This is a genomic window from Pseudomonas sp. A6 (assembly GCF_052367875.1).
Lineage (GTDB): Bacteria > Pseudomonadota > Gammaproteobacteria > Pseudomonadales > Pseudomonadaceae > Pseudomonas > Pseudomonas citronellolis.
In genome coordinates this window covers 3,446,012-3,465,545 of record NZ_CP198970.1, presented here as the reverse complement: position 1 = coordinate 3,465,545, position 19,534 = coordinate 3,446,012, and the positions used below count along the sequence as shown (strand labels likewise).

At 70.5% G+C, this 19,534-nt stretch carries 15 protein-coding genes and 1 pseudogene; 8 read left to right on the top strand and 8 right to left on the bottom strand.

From position 1 onward, the window contains the following. Positions 1-12: 12 nt before the first annotated feature. The 3 genes from ACTWJ5_RS15590 to otsB are packed head-to-tail and all read right to left on the bottom strand — an operon-like array spanning position 13 to position 4,021. Positions 13-1,425 carry an alpha,alpha-trehalose-phosphate synthase (UDP-forming) gene (locus tag ACTWJ5_RS15590; RefSeq protein WP_074982369.1) on the bottom strand — a complete coding sequence of 471 codons (1,413 nt, stop codon included), beginning with the start codon at positions 1,423-1,425 and terminating at the stop codon, positions 13-15. Beyond that, on the bottom strand, positions 1,410-3,203 hold the full coding sequence (locus ACTWJ5_RS15585) for a glycoside hydrolase family 15 protein (RefSeq protein ID WP_256515175.1): 1,794 nt from the start codon (positions 3,201-3,203) through the stop codon (positions 1,410-1,412). Before ACTWJ5_RS15585 ends, ACTWJ5_RS15590 begins: the two co-directional genes overlap by 16 nt. Next, on the bottom strand, positions 3,200-4,021 hold the full coding sequence (gene otsB / locus ACTWJ5_RS15580; RefSeq protein WP_249919995.1) for a trehalose-phosphatase: 822 nt from the start codon (positions 4,019-4,021) through the stop codon (positions 3,200-3,202). Before otsB ends, ACTWJ5_RS15585 begins: the two co-directional genes overlap by 4 nt. Before the next feature lie 340 nt (positions 4,022-4,361). Here otsB and ACTWJ5_RS15575 point away from each other — a divergent pair. Beyond that, positions 4,362-4,616 (top strand): annotated as a pseudogene (locus tag ACTWJ5_RS15575) (helix-turn-helix domain-containing protein); the annotation flags it as partial. Positions 4,617-4,651: 35 nt separating this feature from the next. Here ACTWJ5_RS15575 and ACTWJ5_RS15570 read toward each other — a convergent pair. Beyond that, complete coding sequence (locus tag ACTWJ5_RS15570; protein WP_444439393.1) at positions 4,652-6,178, bottom strand: DHA2 family efflux MFS transporter permease subunit; 1,527 nt, start codon at positions 6,176-6,178, stop codon at positions 4,652-4,654. A gap of 185 nt (positions 6,179-6,363) precedes the next feature. Between ACTWJ5_RS15570 and ACTWJ5_RS15565 the strand changes: the two genes are divergently transcribed. Next, positions 6,364-6,831 carry a MarR family winged helix-turn-helix transcriptional regulator gene (locus tag ACTWJ5_RS15565; RefSeq protein ID WP_116424399.1) on the top strand — a complete coding sequence of 156 codons (468 nt, stop codon included), beginning with the start codon at positions 6,364-6,366 and terminating at the stop codon, positions 6,829-6,831. Here the strand turns inward: ACTWJ5_RS15565 and ACTWJ5_RS15560 are convergent, their stop codons facing one another. Further along, positions 6,832-8,583: a GGDEF domain-containing protein gene (locus ACTWJ5_RS15560; RefSeq protein WP_074982379.1), complete on the bottom strand. Its 1,752-nt coding sequence runs from the start codon at positions 8,581-8,583 to the stop codon at positions 6,832-6,834. Next, positions 8,583-9,620, bottom strand: coding sequence for an extracellular solute-binding protein (locus ACTWJ5_RS15555; protein WP_301502838.1), 1,038 nt, complete (start codon positions 9,618-9,620; stop codon positions 8,583-8,585). The genes ACTWJ5_RS15560 and ACTWJ5_RS15555 overlap by 1 nt, the downstream gene beginning before the upstream one ends. Positions 9,621-10,847: 1,227 nt before the next feature. Here ACTWJ5_RS15555 and ACTWJ5_RS15550 point away from each other — a divergent pair. The 3 genes from ACTWJ5_RS15550 to ACTWJ5_RS15540 all read left to right on the top strand — a co-directional run bounded on the left by ACTWJ5_RS15550 (position 10,848) and on the right by ACTWJ5_RS15540 (position 15,056). Beyond that, positions 10,848-11,252 carry a DUF2946 domain-containing protein gene (locus tag ACTWJ5_RS15550; RefSeq protein WP_157763280.1) on the top strand — a complete coding sequence of 135 codons (405 nt, stop codon included), beginning with the start codon at positions 10,848-10,850 and terminating at the stop codon, positions 11,250-11,252. A 97-nt stretch (positions 11,253-11,349) separates the two neighbouring features. Further along, positions 11,350-13,662, top strand: a complete 2,313-nt coding sequence (locus ACTWJ5_RS15545; protein ID WP_444439390.1) for a TonB-dependent receptor — start codon at positions 11,350-11,352, stop codon at positions 13,660-13,662. Positions 13,663-13,670: 8 nt separating this feature from the next. Beyond that, entirely contained in the window at positions 13,671-15,056 is a 1,386-nt protein-coding gene (locus tag ACTWJ5_RS15540) for a PepSY-associated TM helix domain-containing protein (protein ID WP_444439389.1), read from the top strand. Here the strand turns inward: ACTWJ5_RS15540 and ACTWJ5_RS15535 are convergent. Next, entirely contained in the window at positions 15,032-16,153 is a 1,122-nt protein-coding gene (locus tag ACTWJ5_RS15535) for an ATP-NAD kinase family protein (protein WP_249919991.1), read from the bottom strand. The two genes, ACTWJ5_RS15540 and ACTWJ5_RS15535, sit on opposite strands and share 25 nt — an antisense overlap. 187 nt (positions 16,154-16,340) lie before the next feature. On the opposite strand from ACTWJ5_RS15535, the gene ACTWJ5_RS15530 reads away from it, so the two are divergent. Next, entirely contained in the window at positions 16,341-16,523 is a 183-nt protein-coding gene (locus tag ACTWJ5_RS15530) for a PA1571 family protein (RefSeq protein ID WP_009620307.1), read from the top strand. A 39-nt stretch (positions 16,524-16,562) separates the two neighbouring features. On the opposite strand, the gene pdxB is transcribed toward ACTWJ5_RS15530, so the two are convergent. Further along, positions 16,563-17,711 (bottom strand): 4-phosphoerythronate dehydrogenase PdxB, encoded by a 1,149-nt coding sequence (gene pdxB, locus ACTWJ5_RS15525; RefSeq protein WP_444439386.1) that lies wholly within the window; start codon positions 17,709-17,711, stop codon positions 16,563-16,565. A 143-nt stretch (positions 17,712-17,854) separates the two neighbouring features. Between pdxB and ACTWJ5_RS15520 the strand changes: the two genes are divergently transcribed. Both ACTWJ5_RS15520 and ACTWJ5_RS15515 read left to right on the top strand, forming a co-directional pair. Further along, positions 17,855-19,255: an MATE family efflux transporter gene (locus ACTWJ5_RS15520; protein ID WP_444439384.1), complete on the top strand. Its 1,401-nt coding sequence runs from the start codon at positions 17,855-17,857 to the stop codon at positions 19,253-19,255. 63 nt (positions 19,256-19,318) lie between these two features. Continuing rightward, positions 19,319-19,516, top strand: coding sequence for a hypothetical protein (locus ACTWJ5_RS15515; RefSeq protein ID WP_444439382.1), 198 nt, complete (start codon positions 19,319-19,321; stop codon positions 19,514-19,516). The last annotated feature ends 18 nt before the right edge of the window (positions 19,517-19,534 follow it).

The window sequence follows — 19,534 nt, the reverse complement described above, 5'->3', positions numbered from 1 at the left end:
GGCCCGGCCGGCTCAGCGGTTGGCCCCGCGGCTGGACAGCCAGTTCAGCGGCACGCCAGGGCGCGTCAGGGCCTCGATGAAGCCGTGTCCCCAGTAGCGGATGTGGTTGGCCTCCAGCACCGAGTACATCTCCTGGTGGCGCGCCTGGCGTTCTTCCAGCGGCATCTCCAGGGCGCGCTCGATGGTGTCGGCCAGGGCGTCGCGGTCATGGGGGTTGACGATGAGCGCGGCGCCCAGCTCGGCGGCGGCGCCGGCGAACTGCGAGAGGATCAGCACGCCGGGGTCGGCCGGGTCCTGCGCTGCGACGAACTCCTTGGCCACCAGGTTCATGCCGTCGCGCAGCGGCGTGACCAGGCCGATGCGCGCGCGGCGCATGACCAGGGCGATGTCCTCGCGGCCCAGGTTGCGGCTGACGAAGCGCAGCGGCACCCAGGAGACCGCGGCGAAACGGCCGTTGATGTGCCCCACGCGGGCGCTCACCGCGGCGTCGATCTCGGCGTACTCGGGAATCTCCTGGCGGCTGCCGGGGGCGATCTGCAGGCAGGTCACCTTGCCTTGCCGCTCGGGGTATTTCTCCAGGAAGCGCTCGTAGGCGTCCAGGCGGTTGGTGATGCCCTTGGAGTAGTCCAGGCGGTCCACCCCGACCATCAGCGCCCGGCCCACCAGGCTCTCCTCCAGCTTGGCGGCCAGCGGGCCGTGTTCGGCCTCCTCGGCCAGGTGGCGGAAGCCCTCGACGTCCACCCCCACCGGGAACACGCCGACGCGGAAGTGCTGGTGGCCCAGGCTGAAGCGCCGCGAATCGGGGGTGGCTGCGCCCACCACGCGGGTCAGGTAGCGGGCGAAGTTGTCGGCGTCGTTCTCGGTCTGGAAGCCGATCAGGTTGTATTCGGTGAGCGCGCGCACCAGCTCCTCGTGGTGCGGCAGCGCGGTGAGCAGGTCCGGCGGCGGCATGGGGATGTGCAGGAAGAAGCCGATGCGGTTGCGGTGGCCGCGTTCGCGCAGCGCCACGGCCAGGGGGATCAGGTGGTAGTCGTGGACCCACAGCACGTCGTCCGGCTGCAGCAGCGGGCTCAGGCGCTCGGCGAAGAATTCGTTGACGCGCAGGTAGCCGCCGAAGTCGGCCTCGGTGAACTCGGCCAGGTCCACCCGGTAGTGCAGGATCGGCCAGAGCACGCGGTTGGCGAAGCCGTTGTAGTACTCCTGGAAGTCCTGCGGCGGCAGGTCGGTGACCATGTAGGTGATGTTGTCGTTCTGCAGGGTGGTCGGCTCGGCCGGCACCTCCGCCACCTGGCCGCTCCAGCCGAACCACAGGCCCTCGCGCTCGCGCAGGGTGGCCGCCACCGCCACGGCCAGGCCGCCCGGCGCGGGCCGGCCCTCGGCATCGGGCATGCCCACCCGGTTGGAAATCACTACAAGCCGCGACATAGGCCCTCCTCCCAGCTCATGGACAGACGCATGGCGGTGTTGATCAAGCCGGCCATGGAGTAGGTCTGCGGAATGTTGCCCCACATCTCGCCAGTGTGCGGATGCAGGTCCTCGGACAGTAGGCCGAAGCTGTTGCGCGCGGCCAGCAGCTCGGCGTACAGCTCGCGGGCCTGGTCGCGGCGGCCGATGGCGGCCAGGGCGTCCAGGTACCAGAACTTGACCACCAGGAAGGCGGTCTCCGGCACCCCGAAGTCGTCGGCGGCGGCGTAGCGCAGCAGGTGGCCGTTGACGTTCAGCTCGCGGCCGATGCAGTCGACGGTGGCGACGAAGCGCGGGTCGTCGGCCTCGATCAGCCCCAGCTCGTGCATCAGCAGCACGCTGGCGTCGAGGTCGTCGACGCCGAAGCTGCCGGTGAAGGACTGCCGCCGCTCGCTCCAGGCCTCGCGCAGGATGCCCTCGCGGATGCGCATGGCCTCCTTGCGCCAGCGCGCCGCCGACTCGCCGTGGCCCAGGCGCGCGGCGATGCGCGCCACGCGGTCGCAGGCGGCCCAGCAGAGCATCGCCGAGTGGGTGTGCACGCGTTGCCGGCCGCGGTATTCCCAGATGCCCGCGTCGGGCACGAAGGCGTTGCGCGCGGCGCGCTCGGCCAGGCTTTCCAGCAGGCGCAGCATGCCTTCGTCGCCGGGATGCGGCAGGCGCTGGTCAACGAAGCTCTGCAGCACCGCCAGCACCACCGAGCCGAACACGTCGTGCTGCACCTGCTCCACCGCCTGGTTGCCGACGCGCACCGGGGCGTGGCCGAGGAAGCCGGCCAGGTCCGGCTCGATGCGCTCGGTCAGGTCCATGGCCGGGACCACGCCGTACAGCGGGCGCAGCTCGGCGCCCTCCACCGCCACCGTGGTGATGAAGTCGACGTAGCGTTCCATGGTCTTGGTGGCGCCCAGGCGGTTCAGCGCCAGCACCACGAAGTAGGCGTCGCGCAGCCAGCAGTAGCGGTAATCCCAGTTGCGCTGGGTGCCCGGCGCCTCGGGCACCGAGGTGGTCACCGCGGCGATGATCGCCCCGGTCTCCTCGAAGCTGCACAGCTTCAGGGTGATGGCCGCGCGGATCACCACGTCCTGCCATTCGAAGGGGATGGCCAGCGAGCGCACCCACTCGTACCAGCCGGCGCGGGTGCGTTCGAGGAAGCTGCGGACCACCTGCTCGGGGGATTCGTCCAGCGGTTCGTCGACGCCCATCACCAGGCTCACCGGGTGCTTGAGGGCGAAGGGCGTTTCCTGCATGACGTAGGACAGCGGCGCATCGGTGGTCAAGCGCAGCGCCTGGTCGCCGCCCAGGTAGCGGATGTGGCTGGAGCCGGCCACCGCCTCGCACGGCTTGCCGTAGTGGTGCGTCGGGCGCATGCGCAGGGTCACCCGCGGCAGCCCCTGCACCGGCTCCACCAGCCGGCACAGCTGCGCCGGGCGGAAGTAGCGGCCGTACTGCAGGAAGCGCGGGGCGAAGTCGGTGATGCGCACGGCGTTGCCCGCGGCGTCGGTGAGGGTGGTGCGGATGATCGCGGTGTTGGGCTGGTATTCCGAGTGGCTGCTGACCATGCCGTCGAGCAGCACGTCGCAGAAGCCCTTTTCCTCGTCGCCGGCCAGCAGCCGGGAGAAGGCCGGGTCGCCGTCGAAGTTCGGGTAGCACCACCACACCAGGCGCGCCTGCCGGTTCACCAGGGCGGCGACGCGGCAGTTGCCGATCAGCCCCAGGTCCAGCGCGCCGTTGTGCTTGCTCATGCCTGTGTCCTCCTCGTGGCCTGAATGAGTGTCTCGCGCACCGCGCGCGGATGGTCGAAGGCGGCCCGCGCGCCGGGCGCCAGGCGCCCGACCGAAAGGCCCAGGCCGTGCAACTGCGGCATCAGCGCCAGGGCCGGCTCGTCGGTGTGGTCGTCGCCGATGAACAGCGGCCGGCGCCCGGCGAAGGGCGGCTCGCCGAGGAAGCGGCGGATGGCCTGGGCCTTGTCGCTGGTGTGGGCCAGCACCTCGAACACCATCTTCCCCGGCAGCAGCCGCAGCCCGGCGCCCTCGGGGCCGCGCAGCAGGCGCTCCAGGGCCGCCGCCAGGAACGGGCCGGCCTCGGGCGCGGCGCGGTAATGCAGGGCCAGGCTGCTGCCCTTGTCCTCGGCCAGCACGCCGGGATGGCGCCGGGCCAGGGCCAGCAGTTGCTCGCGTTGCGGCGCGCCAAGATGGGCCGCCGGCAACTGTTGCATGGGCTGCCCGCCAGCCAGGCGCCATTGCGCGCCGTGGCCACCGCTGGCCGGCAGGCGCAGGGGGGCGAACAGGTCGTCGAGCTGCGCCAGCGGGCGTCCGCTGACCAGCGCCAGGGCGCCGTCCAGTTGGCGGTGCAGGCTTTGCAGGGCGGCGCGCAGGTCGTCGGGAACGCGCACCGCGTCGGGGGTCTCGACGATATCCAGGAGGGTACCGTCGACATCGAGAAAGAGCGCGCAGGGTGCGTCGCGCTCGCTCAACCAGTCATCGAGCAGGGCCCTGGCCGAGGCATCACCGCAAGCAGCAATGGCCGCGTCGGCCAGACCTGAATCGATCGGGCGGGACATGGGCCGATCTCCACGTTTCGGGCCGCCCGCGAAGAGCCGCTGCGGACGACGAAGCGAATGAGAATCCAAAAGACTAACACGGGAAAATCCACCGGGCGGCCAGCGCGCCGGCTGCATCTTCCGCCCTGGGACGGACCTTCCGGGGGCCCGGCAAGTTCAGCAAGGTCCATGCCTTGGCGCCCTGCCCGGCTGCCGCCCGCGCCGCCACGACGCCCGGTCTGCCGGGGCTGGCGCCGTTCGTCGCGTACCGTTCGCGGGCAAGCCGCCGCTCCCCGGCCGCAGTGTGAATGCCCACAAGCGGTGCGCTGACTAGACTGGCGGGAACCCCGGGAGCCGACCGATGGATGCCCTGATCAACGCCGCCGCCCGCGCCCTGGCCCTGGGCGACCTGGCCCGCGCCCGCGAACTGCTGCGCGCCGCCGCCCGCGCCTTCGGCCCGCGGGAAGCCGTGGCCCGCGCGCGCTGCCAGGTGGCCGAGGCGGAAATCGCCTTCGCCGACCGCGAGCTGGGCTGGCCGGTGGCGCGCCTGGAAGCGGCGCTGGCCACCCTGGAGGCCCACGGCGACCGGTTGAACGCCGCCCAAGTCCGGAGACTGAATGACCCGCCGTGCCCCGCGCGGGAACGGCGGCCCTAGTGGTCCGCCACCGCCACCCGCGCCTTGCCGCTGAACGGCGGGCGCGTCAGCCAGATCACGCTCATCAGTATCAGGAAGATCCAGCCCAGGGCGTGGAACAGCTCGTTGAAGCTGATCTGGTAGGCCTGCTGGGTGATCATCTGGTTCAGCAGGCTGGCGCCCAGGTGCGAGTCGCCCTGGCCAAGCAGCTCCAGGCTGTTGCGCGTGCCGCTGTCGAACGTGGTGATGCTCTCGCTGAGCTGGGCGTGGTGCAACACCGCGCGGCGGTCCCAGAGGAAGGTGGTGAGCGAGGCCGAGAAGCTGCCGGCGAGGGTCCGCAGGAAGGTCGACAACCCGGAGCCGGCGGCGATCTCGTGGGCCTCCAGGTCCGACAGCAGGATCACCGTGGTGGGCATGAAGAACAGCGCCACGCCCACGCCCATCAGCGCCTGCATCAGGGCGACGTGGCGGAAGTCGATGTCCAGGGTGAAGTCCGAGCGCAGGAAGCAGGTGGCGCCCATGGCAACGAAGGCCACCGAGGCTACCAGGCGCAGGTCGAAGTTGGCCGCGTAGCGCCCCACCAGCAGGCTCAGCAGCAAGGGCGCGATGCCCAGCGGCGCCGCCGCCAGGCCCGCCCAGGTGGCGGTGTAGCCGAGGTTGCGCTGCAGCCACTGGGGCAGCAGCAGGTTGATGGCGAAGTAGGCCGAGAACGACAGCACCAGCGCCAGGGTGCCGTAGCGGAAGTTGTGGTGGCGGAACAGCCGCAGGTCCACCACCGGCTCGTCCTCGGTCAGTTCCCAGATGAGGAAGGCCGCCAGGGCGATGGCCGCCACCACCGCGCAGGCGATGATGAAGGGCGAGGAAAACCAGTCCTCGTCGTTGCCCTTGTCCAGCAGGATCTGCAACGCGCCGACGCCGACCACCAGGGTCGCCAGGCCGACGTAGTCGATGCGGGTGCGCTGCAGGCGCTCGGGGCGGCCGCGCATCTGCCGGCTGACCACGAACACGGCGAAGGCGCCGATGGGCAGGTTGATGAAGAAGATCCACGGCCAGGAATAGTTGTCGGTGATCCAGCCGCCGAGGATCGGCCCGGTGATGGGCGCCACCACCGCCACCATGGACAGCAGCGCCAGGGCGGTGCCGCGCTTGTGCGGCGGGTAGATGCTGATCATCAGGCTCTGGGTGATCGGGTACATGGGCCCGGCCACGGCGCCCTGCAGCGCGCGGAACAGGATGAGCATGCCCATGTCCTGGGACACGCCGCAGAGGAAGGAGGCGACCACGAACAGCAGCGAGCAGCCGATGAACAGCGGCACCTCGCCGAAGCGCCGGGAGAGGAAGCCGGTCAGCGGCAGGGAGATGGCCTGGCTGACGGCGAACGAGGTGATCACCCAGGTGCCCTGGTTGGCGCTCACCCCCAGGTTGCCGGCGATGGTCGGCAGCGCCACGTTGGCGATGGTGGTGTCGAGCACCTGCATGAAGATGGCCAGGGCCAGGCCGAGGGTAGTGAGGGCGAGGCTCGGCGGGCGGAATTCGGTGCTCATGGAAGGCGAACCTGGGGTGGGTCGTGAGGTGCCGGTGCTGCCGCCGGCCTGGGCGAATTCTGGAACCGGCGACGAATTGCTGTCAATGCAATCATTGACTTTGCACAGATAAGCCGAGGCGGGTTTGGTACTCGCCGCCCGGGTCCGTATCATCGGCGCGAAATCCACCCGCAATGGACCGCCCCATGCCCAGCCCGCCCCAGGATCACCTGTTCGCCCTCACCGGCTCGCTGCAACCGGCGCGCCGCGCCTGGCAGCAGGCCGCCAGCCTGGTGCTGGCCGAGAGCGGCCTGTCGCTGGCGGTGGCCACGCCGGTGCTGCTGGTCTCGCGCATGGGCGACGGGGTGCTGCAGAACGTGCTGGCCGACTGCATCGGCGTGCACCCGGCGGCGCTGGTGCGCACGCTCGACCAGGCAGAAGCCGCCGGCCTGCTGGAACGGCACATGGTGCCGGGCAACCGGCGGTTACGCGCCATCCATTTGCAGGATGCGGGACGGGAATTGGCCGAGCGCCTGGAGAAAGCCCTCAACGCCTTGCGCGCCGAAGTGCTCGGCAGCATCCCCCGGGAAGACGTCGAGACCGCCACCCGGGTGCTGCGGCTGATGGAAGAAAAGGCCCGCGCCTACGCCCAGCAGAAACCCGCGGACGCCTAGCTAGCCCTCCGGGCGCCGGTCGATCTCCAGGCCGCCGCCCTGCTGGCAGGCGAAGCTGCGCCGGCCCTCGATCTTGGCCCGGTACATGGCATCGTCGGCGCACAGCAGCAGCTCCTCGGCGCTGCTGCCATCCTCGGGGTACAGGGCGATGCCGATGCTCGCCCCCACCTGCACCACCGCGCCCTGCAGCAGCAGCTTCTCGCCGAGGGCGGCGAGGATCTTGCGCGCCACGGCCGAAGCGGTGCCGGCGATGCCCGGCCCATGCAGCAACACCACGAATTCATCGCCGCCCAGGCGCGCCACCTGATCCTGGTCGCGCACCGCGTGGCGCAGGCGGCGGGCGATGATGGTCAGCACCTCGTCGCCGGCGGCGTGGCCCATCTCGTCGTTGATGCGCTTGAAGTGGTCCAGGTCGATGAACAGCAGCGCCAGTTGCTCGTGGCTGGCGGCCACCCGGGCGATGGCCTGTTCCAGTTGCCCGAAGAACTGCATGCGGTTGGGCAGGCCGGTCAGCGAATCGTGGTTGGCCAGGTGCTGCAGCTCCTGCTGGCTGCGGCTCATCGCCTCGATGCGCGCCTTGAGCTCCTTGCGCAGCTGGTCGAAGCCGCGCGCCAGCAGGCCGATCTCGTCCTGGCGCTGCAACGGCAGCTCGGCCGCCAGGCTGTGCTCGGCCTGGAAGCGCACCGCGGCGTGGATCAGCATCTGCAGCGGGCGCGTCAGCGCGCGGGCGAAGAGCACCGCCAGGGCGATGGCCAGCAGGCTGAACACCAGCACCATCTGGATGATGCTCAGGCCCAGCGGCCGGCCGCTGGCCAGCACCTCGTCCAGCGGCCGGGCCAGGCCGAGCACCACGAAATGCCCCTGGCCGGGCAGGCCGAAGGGCTTGCGCACGAAGGCCATGATCCGCCCCTGCTCGCGCTGCGCGCCCTGCAGGTCGTTGACCAGCACGTTGCCGGCGCCCTCGAACAGCCCGCGGGTCTCGGCGAAGCTGTCCTGCACCAGGATGCGCCGGCCCTTGTCGAAGCCGAAGGTCATGGCCGGATCCGGGTGCACCAGGAAGTCGCCCCACTCGTTGGTCAGGTACAGCTCCAGGCCCTGCGGCAGGTCGGCCACCAGTTGGGCGAGGAATTTCTTCAGGTCGACGTTGATCACCACCACGCCTTCATTGGCGCCCCCGCCGCCGGGCACCGGGGTGGCCACGCGCAACGTCGGCGCGCCGTCGGCGGCATGGGCGCCCTGCTCGTGGTTGACCGTGATCGGCGAGACGAACAGTTGCCCCGGCGCCAGCGCCAGGCTTTCGAAGACGTAGGGGAAGTGCCCCTTTTCCTGCAACTGCTCGCCGTCCACGCGCAGCACCCGTGGGCCGTCGCGGTCGTAGCGCAGCACTTCCAGGCCGTACTCGCGGCGGCCGATCAGGCGCACCTGGGAATACTGCGGGTGCAGGCGCATGAAGGTGGCGAACACGCCGGCCAGGCGTTCCTGCGCCACCGCGTCCAGCACGCCATCGGGCGGCGCGAGCACCTTGGGCGCCGAGGGCATGTTGGCCAGGGTCAGGGCGTCGGCGCCGATGTCGTCCAGCAGCGAGGTGAAGCGCTGGGCCAGCAACTGGGTGGAGGTCAGCAGGTTGCGCTCTGCCTCGTTGGCCAGCAACTGGCGGTTGGCGGTGTAGGCGTAGTAGCCGGTGACGCCGGAGGACAGGATGCCGATGCAGGCCAGGAGGATGCTGAGCTTGGCGGTGATTCCCAGGCGCATCAGAAGCGCTCCGCCCGGTCGCCGGAGACGATGCGGCTCCACAGCGCCTCGCGGCGGCCCACGTCCTCCACCGGCTGCAGCCAGTACAGGCGGGCCCCGGTGTCCGGCGCGGCCGAGGCGTTCAGGGTGTTGTCCAGGCCCTGGCGGCGGGTCAGCAGGTCGCTGACCGAGGGTTCCAGCATGTAGTCGATCCAGGCCTGGGCCAGGGCCCGGTCGCCGGCGGCACGGGTCACCGCCCAGCAATCCAGCCAGGCCAGCGCGCCCTCCTCGGGGATGGCGTAGCCGACGTCGGCGCCGGCCTGGCGCAGCTGCGTCAACTGCTGGGCGCCGTAGTTGGCGAACATCAGCGCCGCTCGGTGGCGCACGAACAGCTCGGTGGCCTCCTCGGGCAGGCTGTAGTAGGCCAGCAGGTTGCGCCGCAGCGCCACCAGGCGCTGGGTCACACGCTGCGTCTGCCGGGCGTCGAGGTGGAAGGGGTCGGGCATGCCCAGGCTCAGCGCGGTGAACGAAAAGTTGTGCTGGGCGCTGTTGAAGGCCAGCACCTTGCCCTGGTAGCGCGGGTTCCACAGCTCGGCCATGCTGCGCGGCGGCTGCGGCACCTGGCGGCGGTCGTAGATCAGCCCGATGGCGGCATAGGTATAGGGGATGGCATAGACCTGGCCGTCGGCGACCAGCCCGCCGATGCCGGCCAGGTCGCGGAAGCGCGGCTGCTGCCGGCGGGTGTTGGGAATGGCCGCCAGGTCCAGCGGCTGCAGCAGCCCGGCGCGCTGGTAGCGCTGGATTTCCGCGGTATTGGCGGCGACCACGTCGAACAGCCTCCCGCCCTGGGCGTGCAGGCGGTCCCACAGGGCCTCGTCGGAGTCCACGAAGGTCACCGTCACCTTTGCCCCTTCGCGCTGCTCGAAGGCCTTCACCACGTCGGCGTCGGCATAGCCGGGCCAGGCGAGCACGTGCAGGGTCCGCTCGTCCTGAGCCGGGGCCTGGGCCGTCAGCCCCGCCAGAATCACCGCCAACAGCCAACTGCCGATGCCACGCATAGCCCATCCTGGTAGGCGCCGCTGCCCGCCCGGCGACAAGGCGGGCGTGGCGCCGTCATTGTGTTCGCTTCCCCGAAAGGCCCGGCGGCCGGGGCCGCCGAAACCGGTGATGACAGCATGACAGTATCGCTGGACTGCGCAAGGGAGGCTGTGTGGATTCGGTTGGCTGTTCGTCGGCCTGAGGGGTTGTGTGGTTTCGTTTTCGGACCTTGGTTTCCACTCCAGCTCGTCATTCCCGCGAACGCGGGAACCCAGAGACTTCTTGTTTGGGTGTGTTTGCGCCGCTTCGGCGTGCTCGGATGTTTCTTGTTTCGCCCCCTCGGGCGAGTCCCTTTTGTCAAACGCCACAAAAGGAACCAAAAAGGCTTGCCCCAACATACGGGCCCGATAAAGCCGGGCTACCCTCGCGAATTCCCCCGCCACGGAGGCCCGCCCCGAGGGTACGTCCCTGTAGCCCGCGGGGCTCTCGCGACATCCATGTCGCATGACCTCCTGAGCGCCGGTTTCGCTCGGCCTTCTGAAGGGGCGTTCCGGAGTTCGCGGATATTTCTCTGGAAATCCAAAAGCCAGAGCAAGAGCGAGCGCGCTTTTGCTTTTCGTAGGAGCGAGCTTGCTCGCGAACCCGGCAGTCACTGGGTTCCCGCGTTCGCGGGAATGACGAGGATAGTGAGGAGTATCAGGATGACTCAGGATTCTCCCTTCACTCAGGACAGCCCCCTCTCCCTTCAGGGAGAGGGTTGGGGAGAGGGCGCTCTCAACCCCAACGCCGCAGTCCCCGACAAACCCCGTTCGCGAGCAAGCTCGCTCCTACAGTTCCATGAAAGCATCAGCGCACCGGCCAACGGCGTATAACCGCGAACGGTTATACGCCCTACACGCTCAGGATAACTCCGAACTCACTACTCACTCCGAACGGCCCCCTCTCCCTCCGGGAGAGGGCTGGGGTGAGGGCAACGGACTTCGCCCACGCACCTCTGCCAACCCTGACTCCGCTCCCCCTCCCTAACCCTCCCCCGCAAGCGGGAGAGGGGACCGTTGGGCAGAACGAACAGCCACGCAGTCAGCCGGATACCTCGTGAGCGTGAAGCCGGAGCCCACGCGAACGGCAGAATGTCCAGCCACTGCGGACAGCCCCCTCACTCTCAGACACCGCCCACATTGAAGCCGCAACCCCCGGCATGGCAGCATAACGCCCCCAACCCCCGGCCCCACCGATCGGGACGACACTTGCGCCGTCATTCAGCACAGTACCGCCTCGCCACCTGGCTGGCCGTCATGGCCCTCGGGCTGCTGCTGTTCGCCCCGACTTTCTCGCGCACCCTCGAGGCCGTCGAGCATTCCCCGCCGCCCCAGGGCGCCTGGTGTTCCGCCCATGACATGGGGCAGATGCCCATGGACCACGGGGCCATGCAGCAGGCCCCGGCCGGCGACCATGGCGGCATGGTCCACAACAGCCTCGACCCGGCCTGCGGCTACTGCACCCTGCTGCACGACAGCCCGGCGCTGCTCTGGGCCATCGCCATGGCCCCGGCGCTGGGGCCGGTCAATGCCCAGGCGCCGCCGCCGGCGCTGCCCCTCCCGCCCTTCCTGCACCTGCTGGACGTCCGTCCGCGCGGCCCGCCCCTGGCCTGATCCCGTTCCACGACACCCCGAACCCGCGCCCCCGGCGTGCGTGCCCCTGCGCGCATGCCCGGCCGCGCTCCCGTCGTCCTGAACAAGGATCATCCGGATGTCCACATCCCTGCGCCGGTGCGTTGCCTACGCACTGAAGCCCCCGGCCGCCCGCACCCTGCTCTGCGGCCTGGCCGGCAGCCTGCTGCTGCCGGCCCACGCCGAAACCGCCGCCGATGGCGACGCCCCTGCCCGCCTGGCCGATGTGGTGGTCAGCGCCGAAGGCCAGCAGCCATTGCCCGCGGCCCTGGCCAGCGCCCCCGCCGTGGTCGAGAGCCGCACGGCCGAGCAACTGCGCGAGAGCACCAACCTGGTCACTTCCGCCCAGGCCCTGAAGTACCTGCCCAGCATCGAGGTGCGCGAGCGCTTCATCGGCGACCGCAACGGCATTCTCGCCACCCGCACCACCGGCACCATTTCCAGCGCGCAGTCGCTGGTCTACGCCGACGACCTGCTGCTCTCCAACCTGCTCGGCAACAGCTACGCCTTCCCGCCGCGCTGGGGCCTGGTGACGCCCGCCGAGATTTCCCGCGTCGACGTGCTCTACGGCCCGTTCAGCGCGCTCTACCCGGGCAACTCCCTGGGCGGCGTGGTGACACTGGAGACGCGCATGCCCACGCGCCCGGAATTCCACGCCTCGGTCACCGGCTCGCGGCAGGACTTCGACCTCTACGGCAGCCACGACGACTACGCCACCGGCAATATCAGCCTGGCCGCCGGCGACCGCCGCGGGCCGCTGTCGGTGTGGGTGTCCTACGACCACCTGGACAGCCAGGGACAGCCGATGAGCTACGCCACCGCCGGCCTGTCGAGCAAGGCGCCGGTGGCCGGCGCGCCCACGGCCAGCGGAGCCCACGCGGACAACGACCAGAACGGCAAGCAGCGCCTGGTGTTCGGCGGCTACTCCATCGACCACAGCCTGCAGGACCAGGGCAAGCTCAAGCTGGGCTGGGACCTGAACGACGACATCACCGCGGTCTACACCCTGGGCCTGTGGTCCAACGACTCCCACACCGGCGTCGACAGCTACCTGAAGGACGCCAGCGGGCGCACCCTGTACAACGGCACGGTCAACATCGACGGGCATTCGTACAAGGTCTCCGGCCTCAACCCCAGCCGCACCGACGAGCTGCACCTGCTCAACGGCCTGTCGTTCGCCAGCCACAGCGGCGGCCTCTTCGACTGGCAGGCCTCGGCCAGCGACTACCGCTACCTCGACTCCTCCACCCGCACCGCCTCCAGCTACGGCCAGAGCCAGGCCGGCACCCGCCAGGTGCAGGACGGCACCGGCTGGCAGACCGGCGAGTTGCGCGGCATCTGGCGCCCCGACAGCCACGAGGTCACCTTCGGCTACCACATCGACGACTACCTGCTGAAGCAGCGCACCTACCAGCTGGACGACTGGAAGTCCGCCGGCAACGGCGCCAAGGTCGCGGCCTCCGGCGGCGAGACGCGCACCCAGGCGCTGTACCTGCAGGACGCCTGGCGGTTCGCCCCGCGCTGGACCCTGACCCTGGGCGCCCGCGCCGAACACTGGGAAGCCTTCGACGGCTTCAACCGCGACGCCACCACCACCCCGCAGCAGGTCCACTACGACGACCAGCAGCGCAACGACATCTCGCCCAAGGCGGCGCTGACCTTCGACATCACCGACGCCCTGCAGACGCGCTTCTCCTACGGCCGCGCGGTGCGCTACCCGACCGTGGGCGAGCTGTTCCAGCAGATCAGCAGCGGCACCCAGCTGGTGCAGAACAACCCGGACCTCAAGCCCGAGGACGTGCGCTCCTTCGACTGGACCACCCAGTACGGCTGGGACCGCTACCTGCTGCGCGTCTCGCTGTTCCAGGAGGAACGCCACGACGCGCTGTTCTCGCAGACAGACACCAGCGTCAGCCCCAACCTCACCCGCATCGACAACATCGACCGCGCCCGCCTGCGCGGCATCGAGAGCGCGCTGGATGCGCAGGACGTCGGCCTGCCCGGCCTGGACCTGTCCGCCAGCCTGACCTGGACCCAAGCGCAAATCCTCGAAGACGCCCTGACCCCGGCCGCCGAAGGCAACGACTACCCGCGCATCCCGCGCTGGCGGGCGCGCCTGTCCGCGGTCTACCACCAGGATGCGCGCCTGACCTACGCCCTGGGCTACCGCTACGCCAGCGCCTCCTACGGCACCCTGCTGAACACCGACGACAACCACGACACCTACGGCGGCATCAGCCGCTACAGCGTGTTCGACGTCAAGGCCAGCTACCGCATCGACGAGCACCTGACCGCCTCGGCCGGGATCGACAACCTGGGCAACGAGAAATACTACGTCAGCCACCCCTACCCGCAGCGCACGGCCTTCCTCGGCCTGAGCTACGACTACTGAGGCCCGCCATGACACCAGCCAACCGCGCCGCGCTGTACCGCCTGATCTGGCGCTGGCACTTCTACGCCGGGCTGTTCTGCATCCCGTTCATCCTCGCCCTGTCGCTCACCGGCTCCATCTACCTGTTCCGCCCGCAGATCGACGCCCTGCTCGACAGCCCCTACAACCAGGTGGACGCGGCCGCCGCGCGGCTGCCGGTCAGCGAACAGGTGCGCGCAGCCCTGGCCGCGGTGCCCGGCGCGCGGCTGAATGCCTACCAGTTGCCGGATGGCCCGCGCGACGCCGCACAGGTCCTGGTCGGCAACGGCGAGGACCTGCAGCGCGTCTACGTCGATCCGACCGACGCCCGAGTGCTGCACCAGGTCGTCGAGGACCAGCGCTTCAGCCGCCAGCTGTTCCACCTGCACGGCGAGCTGCTGATGGGCAGCACCGGCTCCTACCTGGTGGAACTGGCGGCCTGCTGGACGGTGCTGTTGCTGGTGACCGGCCTGTACCTCTGGTGGCCGCGCGGCACGCGCCTGGGCGGGGTGCTCTACCCGCGCCTGGGCCAGCGCGGCCGGCTGTTCTGGCGCGACCTGCACGGAGTGACCGGATTCTGGGTGTCGCTGTTCGCCCTGCTGCTGATCCTCAGCGGCCTCCCCTGGGCGACCTTCTGGGGCGGCGCGCTCAAGGAGGTCCGCCAGTGGGCGGCGAAGCAGACGGTGCAACAGGACTGGACCACCGGCCGCGCCGAGGAGATGGCCCAGCGCCGCGCGCAGAACGCCGCCCCGGCGGACGAGCACGCCAACATGCCGGGCATGCACCACGCCATGCCCGACATGCCGCCGCCGACGCCGGACTACGCCGCGCTGGACCGAATGCTGCCGACCGTGCAGGCGCTGGACCTGCCCTCCCCCGTTCTGCTGGCTCCACCTTCGGCCATGGCCCCGCAGTGGACCGCGCGTTCGGACGCGGCCAACCGCCCGCAACGCGTCAACCTGGTGCTCGACGCGCAGACCGGCGCAGTGCTCAAGCGCGTGGATTTCGCCCAGCGGCCGCTGCTCGACCGCGTCATCGGCTATGGCGTGGCGGCCCACGAGGGCCAGCTGTTCGGCGTGGCCAACCAGGCGCTCGGGCTGTTCACCACCCTGGGCTTGATCTGCCTGGCGCTCAGCGCCCTGGTGCTGTGGTGGCGGCGCCGCCCGCAGGGCGTGCTGGGCGCGCCGGCGGCCCTGGCGGGTGCGCGCTACCCAGCGCTGGCCCTCGCCGTGCTGGTGCTGCTGGGGCTGTACCTGCCGCTGCTGGGCGCCTCGCTGCTGCTGGTCTGGCTGCTGGAGCGCTGCCTGCTGTCACGCGTCGCCCCGCTGGCGCGCTTCCTCGGCCTGGGCGGCTACAGCGCCTCGGCCAGCGGGTAGAGCAGCTCTTCCTTGTAGCCGGCCCAGACCCGCAGCGCGTCGGGGAAACTCGCGTCCAGCTGCGGGTCGCCGCTGTCCACCAGCAGCGGCCGGCCTTCCAGGGTGCCGAGCTTGCGCTTGGTGGCCACCACCCGCAGGCGCTCCAGGCCGATGGCGCGCAGCACCCGCGGGCTGATCTGCTGGTTGCCGCGGCCGATCACGTGGCCCTGGCCGCCGATCACCGTCACCAGCAGCCAGCTGGGGTAGTCGTCCACCAGCTCGAACAGCTGCTGCTCGGTGACGTCGCGGGCGATCACCTCGCCGTTCTCGATCACGTCCACGCCCAGCAGCGTGGTCTCCAGGCCCAGTTCGCGGGCCAGGCCGTGCAGCGTCGAGCCGGGGCCGAAGACGTAGCGCACGCCGTCTTCCCAGGTGTCGCGCAGCCAGTCGGCGATGTCGGCCAGTACCAGCTCCTCGGTCTCCACCCCGGCCTGCTTCACGTGCTGCATGAAGCGGCCTTCCTCCGGCACCGTCAGCTCGGCGTACCAGCGCGCCGCCACCCGGCCCTCGCGCAGCGCCGCCTCGTCTAGGTCGCGCACTTCGCCCTGGGCCAGGCGCACCAGGCCGCCTTCCACCAGGCGCCGGGCCAGCTCGCCGGCCGCCCGCGGGCTGACCGCGTAGACCCCGGAATGGATCTTCACCCCGGCCGGGATGCCCAGCACCGGCTGGCCCTCGCGCGCCACTGCGGCGACGTCGCGAGCGGTGCCGTCGCCGCCTGCGAAGAGGATCAGCGCCACCCCGGCGTCCTGCAGCAGGGTCACGGCGCGGCGGGTGTCCTCGGCGCTGGTGCGCTCGCCTGCCAGTTCGCCGATCACCTCGAAACGGAAGCCCATCTCGGCCAGCAGGTCGCCGCCCATCGGCCCCGGGAAGGTGAGGAAGCGCAGGCGCTCACGCAACGGCAGCAGCGCCTCCAGCGCCTGCCGGGTGCGCTCGGCCGCGCGCGGCGCGGCCCCCAGCGCCAGGGCCTGCTCAGCGACGCCGTCGCTGCCCTTGAGCGCGGCAGTGCCACCGATACCGGCCAGCGGATTGACGATCAGGCCCAGGTGAAATCCGTCCATACTCAACCTCAAAGGACTTTCCCACGGATACCAGGTCCGGGAGGGACCGGCTCATAACAAGCATTCACCGCCCCGCCGCCCGGCTCGCGCCCGCGGCCATGGCGGTCGTTTCGCCCGGCGCGCGCTGTCACCGGGACTTCATGTGATTCTGCCTAGACTGCAGCAGCTTTCGATGAGGAGTTTGGCCATGAGCTCGCACCCCACCCATGACAACGCCCCGCGCCGCGAACCCCCGCGTCCCGCCCCGGACCAGCCGGTGGGCGGCTCGATCATCGACGCCCAGGGCCGCGAGATACCCATTACCGAAGACATGATCCAGCGCGCCTGCCGCGAACTGGAAGGCAGCTGCGTGCAGAAGCGCGCGCGCTGACCCCTCCGGCCCGCCGCCCTGGCGGGCCCTTTCCCCCGTCTACTCGCCGACGCGGTTGGCGCCCAGCGCCTGGACCAGGCGTTCCAGCACCGGCGCCTCACCCTGGATGTCCACCCACAGGCCGGTGATCTCGCGGCGCGGCGGGTAGTGCTTGCGCAGCGCGTCGAAGGCTTCGCGGCGCGCCTCGGCGCCGCCCACCAGGCTACGGCGGAAGGCCGCGTCGTCGCCGCGCGGGTCGTACACCGCGCGGCACAGCAGGCCCAGCGCCCAGTCCGGCGCGCAGTCCTCGCCCAGGCTCAGTTCCATCAGCCATTGCGCCGGCAGCAGGTCGTCCAGCTGCACGCTGGGCTCGATGCCGCGCCAGGCGCAGAAGGCCTCGTAGATCTGCGCCGTGCCGCGCAGCTTGCCGTCCAGGCTGTAGCCGGCGATGTGCGGGGTGGCGATGCGGCATAGCTGTGTCAGTTCGGGGTCGGCCTGGGGCTCGCCTTCCCATACGTCCAGCGCCACGTCCAGGTCAGCGCCGCTCTCCAGGCGCTGGCGCAGCGCCAGGTTGTCCACCACCGCGCCGCGGCTGGCGTTGAGCAGCCAGGCGCCGGGGCGCAGGTGGGCCAGGCGCTCGGCGTCGATCAGGTGGCGCGTCATGTGCGCGCCCATGCTGGTCAGCGGCGTGTGCAGGCTGATCACGTCGCATTCGTGGACGATCTCTTCCAGGCTGACGAAGTCGCCGCCCTCGGCGGCCTGCCGCGGCGGGTCGCACACCCGCACGTCCCAGCCCAGGCCGCGCAGCACGTCCACCAGGCGCCCGCCGACCTGGCCGGCGCCGACCACGCCGTAGCGGCGCTTGCCCAGGTCCGCGCCGTGGGCCTCGGCCAGCGCCAGCAGGCTGCCCAGCACCCAGTCCACCACGCCGCGGGCGTTGCAGCCCGGCGCGCTGGACCAGGCGATGCCGGCCTCGGCGAAGTAGCCCAGGTCCAGGTGGTCGGTGCCGATGGTGCAAGTGCCGACGAAGCGCACCGCGCTGCCCTGCAGCAGCTCGCGGTCGACCTGGGTCACCGAGCGCACCAGCAGCACCTCGGCGTCGCCCAGTGTCGCGCGGTCGATGGCGCGCCCGGGGACGCGGCGGATCTCGCCCTGGGCGCCGAAGAAGGCCTCGGCCAGGGGAATGTTCTCGTCGGCAAGGATGCGCATGAGGAAAGCTCCTACGGATGATTCCCGTCACTTTACCAGCGCCATGGCCGGGGGTCGCGGCCCGCGTGCGTGGCGCTTTCCTGACCCTACCGTCAGGCGATAGACTGGCCGGCTTCCCCACGTAAGCTCAGCCAAGGACAGCCGTGACTGCCATTGCCCAGCCCGTCTCGCGCGGACGGCGCCTCGCCACCGAACTCAGGGAGCTGCTCACCCTCGCCGCGCCCATCATGATCGCCCAACTGGCCACCACCGCCATGGGCTTCGTCGATGCCGTCATGGCCGGCCGCGTCGGCCCCCGCGACCTGGCCGCGGTGGCCCTGGGCAACTCCATCTGGATCCCGGTGTTCCTGCTGATGACCGGCACCCTGCTGGCCACCACCGCCAAGGTCGCCCAGCGCTTCGGCGCCGGCGACCAGCCCGGCACCGGCCCGCTGGTGCGCCAGGCGCTATGGCTGGCGCTGCTGGTGGGGCCGCTGGCGGCGGCCGCGCTGTGGTTCCTTTCCGAGCCCATCCTGCGGGCGATGAAGGTCGAGGAGGCGCTGATCGAGCCCAGCCGCTTCTACCTGCGCGGCATCGCCTGCGGCCTGCCGGCGGTGGCCCTGTACCACGTGCTGCGCTGCTTCAGCGATGGCCTGGGGCGCACCCGGCCGAGCATGGTGCTGGGCATCTGCGGATTGCTGCTGAACATCCCCCTCAACTACGTGCTGATCTACGGCCACCTGGGCGTCCCGGCCCTGGGCGGCGCCGGCTGCGGCTGGGCCACCGGCACGGTGATGTGGTTCATGCTGCTGGGCATGCTGGTGTGGGTGAAAAGCGCCCGGGTGTACCGGCCCAGCGCCCTGTTCGCCCGCTGGGAGCGGCCCGACCGCAAGGTGATCGGCGGCCTGGTCAGCGTCGGCCTGCCCATCGGCATCGCCATCTTCGCCGAGTCGAGCATTTTCTCGGTGATCGCCCTGCTGATCGGTGAGCTGGGCGAGAAGGTCGTGGCCGGGCACCAGATCGCCCTGAACATCAGCGCCCTGGCCTTCATGATCCCCTACGCCCTGGCCATGGCGGTGACCGTGCGCGTCGGCCAGGCCCTGGGCGCCAGCCGCCCGCGCGACGCACGCTTCTCCGCCGGCACCGGGATGGCCACGGCGCTGGCCTGGGCGGCCATCTCGGCCAGCGCCATGCTGGTGTTCCGCGAGCACATCGCCGCGCTCTACACCCGCGACCCCGAGGTGCTGACGCTGGCCGCCGCGCTGCTGGTGTACTCGGCGCTGTTCCAGTTCTCCGACGGCCTGCAGGTCACCGCCGCCGGCGCCCTGCGTGGCTACCAGGACACCCGCGCGGTCATGCTCATCACCCTGTTCGCCTACTGGGGCATCGGCCTGCCGGTGGGCTACAGCCTCGGCCTCGCCGACTGGCTGCAACAGCCCACCGGCCCGCGCGGGCTGTGGGAAGGCCTGATCGTCGGCCTGACCTGCGCGGCGATCCTGCTCGGCATCCGCCTGGCGCGCAGCGCGCGGCGGCATATCAGGTTGCAGCAGATGCGCGGGGCCTGACGGTACGGCTCGTCACCGCACAGATAGAATGCGAAGTTTTCCTGGCCTACCTGGAAATGAGCGATGAACGCAAAGACGAAGAAGGAATCGATCGCCGTCGCTGCCCCCGCAGTTGAACAGACACGACTCGACGAATACGACGACTACCTGCAGCGAAAGGTTGATGCGGCACGCGCCTCGCTGCAGGCAAGCCGCGGTCGTTCCCATGACGAAGTAGAGTCGACTTTCAGCGCACTGCGCGCCGAGGTGCTAGGCGGTTAGACTCCCAGGCCTCCCCTC